The 10503-nt window shown below is 66.7% G+C and carries 12 protein-coding genes; 5 read left to right on the forward strand and 7 right to left on the reverse strand.

Going from position 1 to position 10503, the window contains the following annotated elements; translation table 11 throughout:
- The first annotated feature begins 18 nt into the window (after positions 1 to 18).
- Together AC6LKD_RS12350 and AC6LKD_RS12355 are read left to right on the forward strand one after the other, a co-directional pair.
- On the forward strand, positions 19 to 1194 hold the full coding sequence (locus AC6LKD_RS12350; protein ID WP_498116376.1) for a M20 aminoacylase family protein: 1176 nt from the start codon (positions 19 to 21) through the stop codon (positions 1192 to 1194).
- A 58-nt stretch (positions 1195 to 1252) separates the two neighbouring features.
- Entirely contained in the window at positions 1253 to 2224 is a 972-nt protein-coding gene (locus AC6LKD_RS12355) for a Bug family tripartite tricarboxylate transporter substrate binding protein (protein ID WP_498116378.1), read from the forward strand.
- A gap of 107 nt (positions 2225 to 2331) precedes the next feature.
- Here AC6LKD_RS12355 and AC6LKD_RS12360 read toward each other — a convergent pair whose 3' ends face one another.
- Both AC6LKD_RS12360 and AC6LKD_RS12365 read right to left on the reverse strand, forming a co-directional pair.
- A complete protein-coding gene (locus AC6LKD_RS12360) occupies positions 2332 to 2664 on the reverse strand; it encodes a YnfA family protein (protein ID WP_498116379.1) in 333 nt (110 codons plus the stop codon).
- A 10-nt stretch (positions 2665 to 2674) separates the two neighbouring features.
- Positions 2675 to 3055: a MerR family transcriptional regulator gene (locus AC6LKD_RS12365; protein WP_013390883.1), complete on the reverse strand. Its 381-nt coding sequence runs from the start codon at positions 3053 to 3055 to the stop codon at positions 2675 to 2677.
- Positions 3056 to 3127: 72 nt separating this feature from the next.
- Here AC6LKD_RS12365 and AC6LKD_RS12370 point away from each other — a divergent pair, with 72 nt between their 5' ends.
- A complete protein-coding gene (locus AC6LKD_RS12370) occupies positions 3128 to 4195 on the forward strand; it encodes an MBL fold metallo-hydrolase (RefSeq protein ID WP_498116380.1) in 1068 nt (355 codons plus the stop codon).
- Positions 4196 to 4238: 43 nt separating this feature from the next.
- On the opposite strand, the gene AC6LKD_RS12375 is transcribed toward AC6LKD_RS12370, so the two are convergent.
- Complete coding sequence (locus tag AC6LKD_RS12375) at positions 4239 to 4865, reverse strand: LysE family translocator (RefSeq protein WP_498116381.1); 627 nt, start codon at positions 4863 to 4865, stop codon at positions 4239 to 4241.
- A gap of 134 nt (positions 4866 to 4999) precedes the next feature.
- On the opposite strand from AC6LKD_RS12375, the gene AC6LKD_RS12380 reads away from it, so the two are divergent.
- On the forward strand, positions 5000 to 5725 hold the full coding sequence (locus AC6LKD_RS12380) for a nitroreductase (protein WP_498116382.1): 726 nt from the start codon (positions 5000 to 5002) through the stop codon (positions 5723 to 5725).
- An 82-nt stretch (positions 5726 to 5807) separates the two neighbouring features.
- On the forward strand, positions 5808 to 7001 hold the full coding sequence (gene metC / locus AC6LKD_RS12385) for a cystathionine beta-lyase (protein WP_371819154.1): 1194 nt from the start codon (positions 5808 to 5810) through the stop codon (positions 6999 to 7001).
- Between the two features lie 21 nt (positions 7002 to 7022).
- On the opposite strand, the gene AC6LKD_RS12390 is transcribed toward metC, so the two are convergent.
- From AC6LKD_RS12390 to AC6LKD_RS12405, 4 genes are all read right to left on the reverse strand, one after another.
- Positions 7023 to 8003 (reverse strand): alpha/beta hydrolase, encoded by a 981-nt coding sequence (locus tag AC6LKD_RS12390; protein WP_498116383.1) that lies wholly within the window; start codon positions 8001 to 8003, stop codon positions 7023 to 7025.
- Positions 7982 to 9193: an ABC transporter substrate-binding protein gene (locus AC6LKD_RS12395; RefSeq protein ID WP_498116384.1), complete on the reverse strand. Its 1212-nt coding sequence runs from the start codon at positions 9191 to 9193 to the stop codon at positions 7982 to 7984. The genes AC6LKD_RS12390 and AC6LKD_RS12395 overlap by 22 nt, the downstream gene beginning before the upstream one ends.
- Before the next feature lie 136 nt (positions 9194 to 9329).
- Positions 9330 to 9959 carry a thiol:disulfide interchange protein DsbA/DsbL gene (locus AC6LKD_RS12400; protein WP_013390890.1) on the reverse strand — a complete coding sequence of 210 codons (630 nt, stop codon included), beginning with the start codon at positions 9957 to 9959 and terminating at the stop codon, positions 9330 to 9332.
- A gap of 81 nt (positions 9960 to 10040) precedes the next feature.
- The coding region (locus tag AC6LKD_RS12405; protein ID WP_498116385.1) for an SPOR domain-containing protein at positions 10041 to 10503 on the reverse strand (463 nt) is incomplete at its 5' end.

Here is a 10503-nt window from a genome sequence, read left to right on the forward strand (position 1 = left end):
ATTGCGATGGAGTTTGCCGTGCTCGAACTGACCAATCTGGACGAAATTGTGGCGCTGCGGCGTGACATTCACATGCATCCGGAGCTTTGCTACGAAGAGCACCGCACGGCCAAGGTGGTGGCGGACACGCTGCGCGGCTGGGGCATCGAGACCCACACCGGCATCGCCAAGACCGGGGTGGTCGGCGTGATCAAGCGCGGCGCGTCGGATCGCGCCATCATGCTGCGCGCCGATATGGATGCGCTGCCCATGCAGGAAGAGAACCAGTTCGATCACCGTTCGCGCCATGACGGCAAGATGCACGGCTGCGGGCACGACGGCCACACCGCCATGCTGCTGGCTGCCGCGCGCCACTTGCAGGCCGAGGGCGGCTTCGACGGCACCGTGTACCTGTGCTTCCAGCCAGCCGAGGAAGGCGGTGCCGGCGGCCGCGCCATGATCCAGGACGGCCTGTTCGAACGCTTTCCCTGCGAGGCTGTGTTCGGCATGCACAATTGGCCGGGGTTGGCCGCCGGGACCTTCGGCGTCTGTGCCGGCCCGATGATGGCGGCCGCCAACGGCTTCAAGATCACCGTGCGCGGCAAGGGCGGCCACGCCGCCGCGCCGCAGGATTGCAGCGATCCGGTGCCCGCGCTGTTCGCCATCGGCCAGTCCCTGCAGACCATCCTCACGCGCAGCAAGCGTCCGCTGGACGCCGCGGTGCTGTCGATCACCCAGGTGCAGGCCGGCGGCAGCGTGATCAACGTCATTCCCAATAACGCCTGGCTGGGCGGCTCGGTGCGGGCCTACAGCACCGACGTGGTCGACCTGATCGAACGCCGCATGAACGAGATCGCCGGCAACATCGCGGCCGCGCACGGCTGCGAGGCCGACGTGTTCTTCGAGCGCCGCTACCCGGCGCTGGTGAACACCGTGGCCGAGACCGAGTTCTGCATGGAAGTCATGCGCGAGGTGGTGGGTGAGGACAAGGCATTGGTGATCGAGCCGGCCATGGCTTCCGAGGATTTTGCCTTCCTGCTGCAGGAAAAGCCTGGCTGCTACGTGTTCCTGGGCAACGGCGACGGCGAGCACCGCATGGCGGGCCATGGCCTGGGGCCCTGCATGCTGCACAACGCCAGCTATGACTTCAACGATTCCCTGATTCCGGCTGGCGCGTCGTACTGGGTACGCCTGGCGCAACGCTATCTGGCCTGATGTGCTTCATGCTTTTCGTTTTATCTGACGCAGTGCCACGCAACATTACTAGGACGATATGAAAAAGAAGACATTGCTGATCAAGGCCGCGGGGGCGGCCTTGGCAATCATGGCCAGCGGCGCGATGGCGCAAAGCTGGCCGGCCAAGCCCGTCACGCTGGTGGTGCCCTACACCGCCGGCGGCAGCGCCGACGCGATCGGACGCCGCCTGGGCGACGTGCTGCGCAAGGAAAGCAACGTAACCGTGATCGTCGAGAACAAGCCGGGCGCGGGCGCGTCCGTGGGCACCGACTTCGTGGCACGCGCGCAGCCGGATGGCACCACCTTGCTGCTGGCCTCCACCAGCCCGCTGACGATCTTCCCGCATTTGGCCAAGACCAACTACGACCCGATGAAGGACCTGACGCCGGTGGCCAGCGTGGCCGTGGCGCCCGTCGCCATTGTCGCCACCAAGGCGCTGCCGGTGAAGGACTTCGCCGGCCTGATCGACTATGCCAAGTCGCACCCGGACGGCGTGCGCTACGGCACGCCGGGCCAGGGCACCGTGGCCCACATCGGCATGTCGGCCGTCACGGCTCAGACCGGCACCAAGATGTTGCACGTGCCCTACCGCGGCAACAGCCAGGCGCTGACCGACGGCCTGGGCGGCGTGGTCGAACTGCTGGTGGTCAACAGCGATGTGGTGCTGCCGCACGTCGCCAACGGCGCGCTCAAGCCCCTGGCCGTGATGGCGCCCGAGCGCCTGGCCGCCTGGCCGGACGTGCCCACCATGGCCGAACTGAAGATGCCGCAGGCGCAGTACTACTCGAACTTCGGCGTGTTCGCGCCGGCCAATCTGCCGGCCACGGTTGCGCAGCCGCTACAGGCCGCCTTGGTCAAGGCCGTCGCCAGCGCCGAGTTCCAGGACTTGCTGGCCAAGTCCTACCTGCAGCCGGGCACGGCCGTGGGTGACGCGTTCGCCAAGCAGGTGCAAGCGGAATTCGCGAACAATGCGCGGGTCATCAAGGAAGGCAATATCAAGGCTGAGTAAGCTTTGTCCAACAAAAAGCGCGCGACCTTCCAGGGTACGCGCGCTTTTTTTTCGAGCCGTCCCAAGGCTGCGGCGTTTCGCGGCGCCTTTCTTGGACGCGCCGCTGCCTACGCGCTGCGCGGTCCGAACATGATTACCAGCATGCCAGCCAGGCACAGGCCCACGCCCAGCCAGTCGCTCGTGCTGGGGCGCACGCCGTCCACGGCCCACAGCCACAGCAGCGCCATGCCGATGTACACGCCGCCATACGCCGCATAGACGCGGCCCGAAGCCGTGGGGTGCAGCGTCAGCAGCCAGGCAAACAGCGCCAGGCTGGCCGCCGCGGGCGCGAGCAGCCAGATGGAGTGGCCCTTGCGCAGCCACAGGTAAGGAAGATAGCAGCCAACGATCTCGGCCAGCGCCGTCAGGATGAACAGCGCAAGGGTTTGCAAAGCGCCCACGCCCACGTTCCTAGGGCTTCTGCGCGAGCAGATCGCGGCATTGCTGTTCCTGCTGCGAAATTTCGTGCAGGGTATCCTCGATGTCGCGGCGCTGCTGTTCCAGGGTGCTGCGGTGCTGTTCCAGTACGCTCAAGTATTGGCGCAGCTGGACCTCGGTGTCGCCCGGCCCGTCATACATGTCAATCAGGGTCAGGATCTCGGACAATTGCAGGCCCAGGCGCTTGCCGCGCAGGGCCAGCTTCAGGCGCGTGCGGTCGCGCGGCCCGAAGATGCGGTTGCGCCCTTCGCGCGCCGGGCTGACGATCCCCTGGTCTTCGTAGAAGCGGATCGTGCGGGGCGTGACGTCGAACTCGCGGGAGAGCTCTGAGATAGTCCAGGTTGACGGGGACATGCGAGATATGGCAGTTTACGTAAACGTAAATTATGATGACTTGACCCGATCGTCAAGCGTGGAGGAGAGGCAATGAACCCGAACGAACAGAAACTGCAATATCCCTGGACTGATTTCCAGCCCGAACCCGGCCGTTCGCACGTGGTGGCGGAAGGGGTCAAATGGATCAGGATGCCTCTGCCGTTCGCGCTGGATCATATCAACCTCTGGCTGCTGCGCGACAACATCGACGGCCGCGACGGCTGGACCATCGTCGACTGCGGCATCACGCGAGATGAAGTGAAGACGTTGTGGGAACGCGTGTTCGAGACCGAACTGGAAGGCCTGCCGGTGCTGCGCGTCATCGTCACCCACATGCACCCCGACCACATCGGCCTGGCGCATTGGCTGTGCGAACGCTGGAATGCGCCACTGTGGATGACGATGACGGACTTCGTGGTGGCCTCGCTGTGGTCCTCGCGCCGCGGCGACGCGGGCGGCGGCCCGGGCGGCCAATCGGCGGTGGACCACTTCGCCCGCCACGGCCTGACCGACCTGGACGCGCAAGAGCAGATTCGCCAGCGCGCCAACTACTACCCCAATCTGGTGCCGGCCGTGCCTGCGCGCTATACGCGCATCCTGCATGGCGACGCGGTGCGCATCGGCGGGCGCGACTGGCGCGTGATCGTGGGCTATGGGCATGCGCCTGAGCACGCTTCGCTGTTTTCACCGGATCTCGGCGTGCTGATCTCGGGCGACATGGTGCTGCCGCGCATTTCCACCAACGTCAGCGTGTTCGACTACGAGCCGGACGCCAATCCCCTGCCCCTGTACCTGCGTTCGCTGGACGGCTACGCCGACCTGCCCCAGGACACGCTGGTGCTGCCCTCGCACGGCCGGCCCTTCAAGGGCCTGCATGAGCGCATCGCGCAACAGCATGAACACCATCGCGACCGCCTGGCCGAAGTGCTGGAAGCTTGTGCCATCCAGCCGCAATCGACCACGGATATCGTGCCGGTGCTGTTCAAGCGCAAGCTGGACCTGCACCAGCTGACCTTCGCCATGGGCGAGGCGCTGGCGCACCTGCATGCGCTGTATTTCGAAGGCAAGCTCAAGCGCGCGCTGGGCGAAGACGGCATCGTGCGGTTCTCGGCCGTCTGAGCGTGGCGGGCAGAAAGGCGGCGCGCATGGGCCGCCGCGCCGCCTAACGCGTGGCCGTAGCCAACCGCACGGCCAGTCCGACGAACACCAGCGCGGCAATCCGGTTCAGCCAGCGCTTGGCGGTCACCGAGCGCTGCAGCAGTTCACCGAACGCGCCCGAGAAGAACGCAATGGCGCCGAACACCAGCAGCGTGACCACCATGAAGACCGCGCCCAGCTGCATGGTCTGCAAACCTACCGGACCCAGCGCCGGCGAGGTGAACTGCGGCAGGAAGGCGAAGAAGAACAGCAGCACCTTGGGGTTGGTCAGATTCATCACGATGCCGCGGCGGTACAGCGCGGCGGGCCGCAAGGGTTCGGGACGCTTGCCGTCTTCGGATTCGACCGGCGCGCGCAGGATCTGCCACGCCAGATAGGCCAGGTAGGCGGCGCCCGCCAGCTTGAGCACGGTGAAGGCCATGGGCGAGGCCGCGAACACGGCGGCCAGTCCCACGGCCACGGCGGCCGTATGCCCCAGCAGCCCCGTGCACAGTCCCAGCACCACGAACATGCCAGCTTTGCGGCCCCAGATGGCGGACTGCATCAGCACGAACAAATTGTCCGGCCCCGGAGTCAGGGCCAGCAGGACGGCAATGCCGAAGAATGCGATCAGGGTGTCGATGGGCAGCATGAGGGGTCGCCTGGAACGGGTCGGCCGGCTCTAGGCGGCCGGAAGTGGCATCATAAAGGCAAAGACGTGCCCATCATGCATGCCCCATGCGTCCCTTGCGGGACCTGCCGGGCCGACCAGGAGAGACAACAGCCATGCCCCCCACCGCCATGCCGCAATCCCCGGAACCCTTGCAGGGCGCCGATGCGCGCCCCGACGCCTCGCTCGAGGCGTGGCTGCAAGCGCGTCACAGCTGCCGCGCATTCCTGCCCGAGCCGGTGGCGCGCGGCACCATCGAACGCGTCCTGGCCCTGGCGCAGCGCACCGCCTCCTGGTGCAATTGTCAGCCCTGGCAGGTGACGATCACCGAAGGCGCGGGCACGGAACGCCTGCGCGGCGCGCTGCAACGCCGCGCGGAACAGTCTGGCTTCACGCCGGATTTTCCGTTTCCGCGCGAATACCAGGGCGAGTACCTGGCCCGACGGCGCGAATCAGGCTTCCAGCTGTATGGCGCGGTCGGCGTGGCGCGCGGCGACCGCGAGGCCTACCGCCGCCAGGAAATGCGCAATTTCCAACTGTTCGACGCGCCGCACGTGGCCATCGTCACCACCGACGAGGCGCTGGGCGAATACGGCGCAATGGATTGCGGCGGCTATGTGGCCAATTTCCTGCTGGCAGCCCAGGCCAACGGCGTGGCCACGGTTGCCCAGGCATCCCTGGCCATGTACCCGGAAGTGCTGCGCGAGGAGCTCGGCATCGCGGCGGACCGGCGCGTGGTCTGCGGCATTTCCTTCGGCTATGCGGACACGGCGCATCCCGCCAACAGCTACCGCACCAGCCGCGCCTCGCAGTCCGAAACCGTCACCTGGATCGGCGAATAGGGACAGGCCGCGCCTGGCCTGATATGGTTCATCCTGATCGCCTTTATTCCGCCCCTGTCCCTACGCAAGCAGTCCACTGAAGATGCCCACCAAACACATCGATACGCTTCTGCAGCACGCAGGCACCGCCCCGTTCAACCCAGAAACCGGCACGGCGCCGGTGCCTCTGCCGCCGATGCGCGCCAGCACGGTGCGCTTCGAGAACCTCGCCGCGCTCGAGAAGGCGCAGCGCAGCAAGGCGGCAGGCGGCCGTGCCTCCACCTACGGGCGCATGGGCATGGACACGCATGCGGCGCTGGAAGAGGTCTTCACCCAGCTCGAAGGCGGCACGCATTGCTACCTGGCGTCCTCGGGCCTGTCGGCCATGACCATGGTCATGATGGCCCTGTGCTCGGCCGGCGACCACGCGCTGATCTCGGACTGCGTCTATGGCCCGATGCGCGAGCTGGACGACGCGGTGCTCAAGCGCATGAACATCGAGATCACGTACTTCGCCGCCGGCGAGGACCTGGAAGAGCTGGTGCGTCCGAACACCAAGCTGTTGTACGTGGAATCGCCCGGATCCCTGCTGTTCGAGATGCTGGACATGGGCGCCATGGCCGCCTTCGCGCAGAGTCGAGGCCTGGTGCTGGCCACCGACAATACCTGGGGCTCGGGCTACATCTACCGCCCGCTGACGCTGGGCGCGCAGGTGTCCGTCATTGCAGGCACCAAGTACGTAGGCGGACACTCCGACCTGATGCTGGGCGCCGTCGTCACCAATGACGAAGAGATCGCCCGCAAGCTCAACCGCACGCAGTACGCCATGGGTTATTCCATCAGCGCGGACGACGCCTGGCTGGCCTTGCGCGGCGTGCGCACCATGCCCATCCGCATGGCGCAGCATGCGCGTCATGCCTTGCAGGTGTGCGAATTCTTCAAGAGCCGTCCCGAGACGGTACGCTTGTTCCATCCGGCCTGGCCGCAGGATCCCGGCCACGCGTTGTGGCAACGCGATTGCACTGGCTCCAACGGTATGCTGTCCGTCGAACTGCGCCTGTCGCCGGCGGCGGCGCGCGTGTTCGTGGATTCACTGACGCTGTTCGGCATCGGCTTTTCCTGGGGCGGCTACGAAAGCCTGGTGCAGCTAGTGTCGGGCAAGGACCTGTCCAAGCACCGCTATTGGGGCGAAGGCGACAACGCCCTGGTACGCCTGCACATCGGCCTGGAATCGCCGGAGGACATCATCGCCGACCTGACCCAGGCGCTGGAAAAGGCCGCGGCCGTCCAGGGCTGAACTGAGCGTGGCAAGGCCGCCTCAGGCGGCCTTGCCGCGTATCCACGCGCCGATGCGCGCGGCGATGTCGTCGCTGTTGTCGTCCATCATGGGCATGTGCGAATTGCCGCCGATGCCCATGTCGGCCAGGCGCCAAGTCTGCACGCGGGCGCCCTGGCGCGCCAGCTCATCGGCATAGGCCTGTCCGGTGATGCACAGCGTTTCCCACAGCGGCGTGGCGTCCAGGTAGTCGCCATAGACGAACAGGAAAGGCTTGTCCGCCACGGCCTGGGCCGCGACCTCGGGCGAGAAGCCCGAGGGCTCGATGCCGATGACGCCGCGCACCAGGTCCGGCCGCGCATGCAGGGCGCGGTAGGCGACCTCGCCGCCGTGACTGTGCGCCATGACCAGACAAGGCCCCACCCGCTCCAGCACCGCGCAGAATCCGCGCAGCGCCGCATCGTTGTTGCCCAGCCAGCGCGGCACCGCGTGGCGGATGAAGGCATCGAAGGCTGCGACCGGAAAGCGTAGTCCCGCAAAGGGACGGCGCGCCGCGTAGTCTTCGGCGCGCCCGAAGCGGAACAGCGTCCAGCTCTCTTCGGCATTGCGGATGATGGGCGGCTCGGGCCAGACTTCCTTGAAGGGCGCCCATCCCGCACGGCCGCGCTCGACGTTGTCCACGACATAGACCGCGTGGCCCTGGCGCAGGAAATGCTGCATCCAGCCCGGCCTTCCATCCGGCGTCTGTTCCCACATCGCGCCCGTCATGCCGCCGCCATGCAGCAGCACGATGGGCAGCGGATGCGCCAGCCGGGCCGGGATGAAGTACTGCACGTAGGCCTGCTCGAAGTGATACAGGCCGTTGGGGTCATACGCCAGCGACGCGCTCTGCGTGAACGCGATGTCGCGCTGTGGCTGGCCGTCGATGCGCACCTGCCGGCCACCCGCGTAAAAGCTGCCGAAGTCGGACAGGGTAACTGCCGCCTGGCTAACCGCTTGCGTCATGGCTTGACCAGCGGGCATTGGCTTTCCGACAAGGGCCAGGCCAGCGTGGCGCCGGGGATGTTGCGCACGATGTTGTAGTAGTCCCAGGGCGCCTTGGACTGCGCCGGCGTCTTGACCTGCGCCAGCATCATGTCGCGTACCACCAGGCCGTCCTTGCGGATACGCGCATTCAGGCTGAAGGGATCGTCGATGGGCAGCGATTTCATCTTGGCCATGACGGCATCGGCGTCCACCGTGCCGGCGGCCTTCACGGCTTGCAGGTAATGGCGCACCGATCCATAGACGCCGGCCTGCAGGAAGGTGGGCGGACGCCCCACGCGGGCCTCGAACTTCTTGGCGAAGGCGCGCGTGCCGTCGTTCATGTCCCAGTAGGACGGAACCGTCAGATAGGTTTTCTGCGCGGCCTGCAGGCCCAGGCTGTGCACGTCCGTGATCAGCAGCAGCATGGCGGCCAGCTGCTGCGCGCCGCCGATGCCGAATTCCGCCGCCTGCTTGATGGCCGAGATGGTGTCGCCGCCCGCGTTGGCGATGGCGATGATCTGTGCCTTGGAGGCTTGCGCCTGCAACAGGAAGGACGCGAAATCCGAGGCGTTCAGCGGGTGGTAGACGGTGCCGACGACCTCGCCGCCGTTGGCCTTGACCACGGTTTCGGTGTCCGCTGCCAGCTGCTTGCCAAAGGCGTAGTCGGACGCCAGGATGAACCAGCGCTTGTTGCCTTCGTTGACCACCGCGGTCGCCGTCCCGCGCGAGAGCGCGTAGGTGGTGTAGGTCCATTGCACGCCGTAGGGCGAGCATTGTGCCTGGGTCAACGCGGTGGTGCCGGGGCTGGAGAACAGCACCAGCTTTTTCTTGTCGCGCGCGATGCCCTGCACCGCCAGCGCCACCGAGGAATTGGGCACGTCCACGATCACGTCCACGCCATCGGTGTCGTACCACTTGCGCGCCATGCTGCTGCCGATGTCGGGCCGATGCTGGTGGTCGCCCGATACCAGCGAAATGGGCTTGCCCAGCAGGGTGCCGCCCATTTCCTCGATGGCCAGGCGGGCGGCTTCGACCGAGCCCTTGCCGGTGGCGTCGGCGGTGACGCCCGCCATGTCCGTGAGTACGCCGATCTTCACGCCATCGGCTTCATTGGCCTGGGCCAGGCTGGCGGCCAGCGCCAGGCACAGGCCCAGCATCGCGCGGCTGCGCGGGAATCGCTGCTTCATTTGTCTTCCACCCGTTATGTGCCGCTATCGCGGCGAATTGTTGTGCGGAAAGTGTAGCGCGGGCCCGGGCGCCAACGGCAAAGAAAAACGCCCCGGCCTGGCGGCTCGGGGCGTTGCGTATTCTGGCTGAAAAGTATCAGTTGCGCGTCAGCGGGATCAGGCGGGTCACTTCCTTCAGTGCGCCTTCGTAGCTGTTGCCGGCCATGACGGGCGAGGTCATGAACTTGCCGCCGACAGCGAACGACGGGGTGCCGTCGATGCGGTAGGCCTCGGCCAGCTGGTTGGCGCGCTGCACCTGCGTCTGCACGCTGAACGAATCGAAGACCGAGTCGAACTTCTCGCGGTCCACGCCTTGGGTCGCGGCCCATTCACCCATCGCCTTCTTGTCGAACAGGCGCTTGTGTTCGCCGTGGATGGCGGCGAAAACCTTGGGGTGCAGGTCCGGGCGGTCCAGGGCCAGCAGCGTGTAGTAGAGCTGCTGCAGCGGCTTCATGCCGGCGTTGAAAGCGATCGGAACCTGCTTGAGCACCACGTCCGGCGGTGCGGTCTTGGCCCAGTCTTCAACCATGGGCTCCATGGCGGCGCAGTGCGGGCAGGTGTAGGCGAAGAATTCCAGGACCTCGATCTTGCCCGGGGTGTCCGACGGCAGCGGCGGATTGATGGCGATGGATTGCTGCGCGCCTTGCGCGTGGCTTGCCGGGCTGAAGAAAGCCGTGGCGGTCAGCGCGGCCGCGGCCAGGATGCGGATTATCTTGGGGGACAGCATGGATGAGAGGTTCCTGAGTAAAAAGTTACAGACAGGCCCGGGGCCGGATAAGTTCAATGCTGGCGGGCGCGGCGGCGCGCATTACTGGCGCACCACGGCGGTTTCGATCTTGTTCTCGCCCAGGCGGCCGCGGGCCCGGTTCATGTCGTCCAGGCGGGCAAAGGGACCCACCCTGACCCGGTTGATGGCCTTGCCGTTCACTTCGGCCTTTTGCACCGCCACCGGCAGGCCCAGCAGGATGATGCGGGCCTTGAGGGATTCCGCGTCGTTTTCACCGCGGAATGCGCCGGCCTGCAGGTAGTACGTGCCGTTGGCCGCGGACGCGCTGGCGGCCGGCTTGGGAGCCGGCGCGGGCGCGGCCTTGGAGATCGGCGTGGGCGCCTGGCTGGGGGCGGCGGACGGCGCGGCGGAGGCTACGGCAGGCCCCTTGGAGGTGGGCAGGGTGGCAATCAGCGCGCCCAGGTCGTCCAGCTTGGCGGGGGTGTCGTCGCCCTTGGTGGGGGCGGGGCCCGTGGCCGGGCCGGTGGCCACGCCTGCGCCCGGC

It is taken from the genome of Achromobacter sp. D7-1, from assembly GCF_059760445.1.

Coding starts and splice junctions, on each gene's coding strand:
- AC6LKD_RS12355 (WP_498116378.1), top strand. CDS start 1,253: ATGAAAAAGAAGACATTGCTGATCAAGGCCGCGGGGGCGGCCTTGGCA.
- AC6LKD_RS12365 (WP_013390883.1), bottom strand. CDS start 3,055: ATGTCCCCGTCAACCTGGACTATCTCAGAGCTCTCCCGCGAGTTCGAC.
- AC6LKD_RS12370 (WP_498116380.1), top strand. CDS start 3,128: ATGAACCCGAACGAACAGAAACTGCAATATCCCTGGACTGATTTCCAG.
- AC6LKD_RS12375 (WP_498116381.1), bottom strand. CDS start 4,865: ATGCTGCCCATCGACACCCTGATCGCATTCTTCGGCATTGCCGTCCTG.
- AC6LKD_RS12380 (WP_498116382.1), top strand. CDS start 5,000: ATGCCCCCCACCGCCATGCCGCAATCCCCGGAACCCTTGCAGGGCGCC.
- metC (WP_371819154.1), top strand. CDS start 5,808: ATGCCCACCAAACACATCGATACGCTTCTGCAGCACGCAGGCACCGCC.
- AC6LKD_RS12390 (WP_498116383.1), bottom strand. CDS start 8,003: ATGCCCGCTGGTCAAGCCATGACGCAAGCGGTTAGCCAGGCGGCAGTT.
- AC6LKD_RS12395 (WP_498116384.1), bottom strand. CDS start 9,193: ATGAAGCAGCGATTCCCGCGCAGCCGCGCGATGCTGGGCCTGTGCCTG.
- AC6LKD_RS12400 (WP_013390890.1), bottom strand. CDS start 9,959: ATGCTGTCCCCCAAGATAATCCGCATCCTGGCCGCGGCCGCGCTGACC.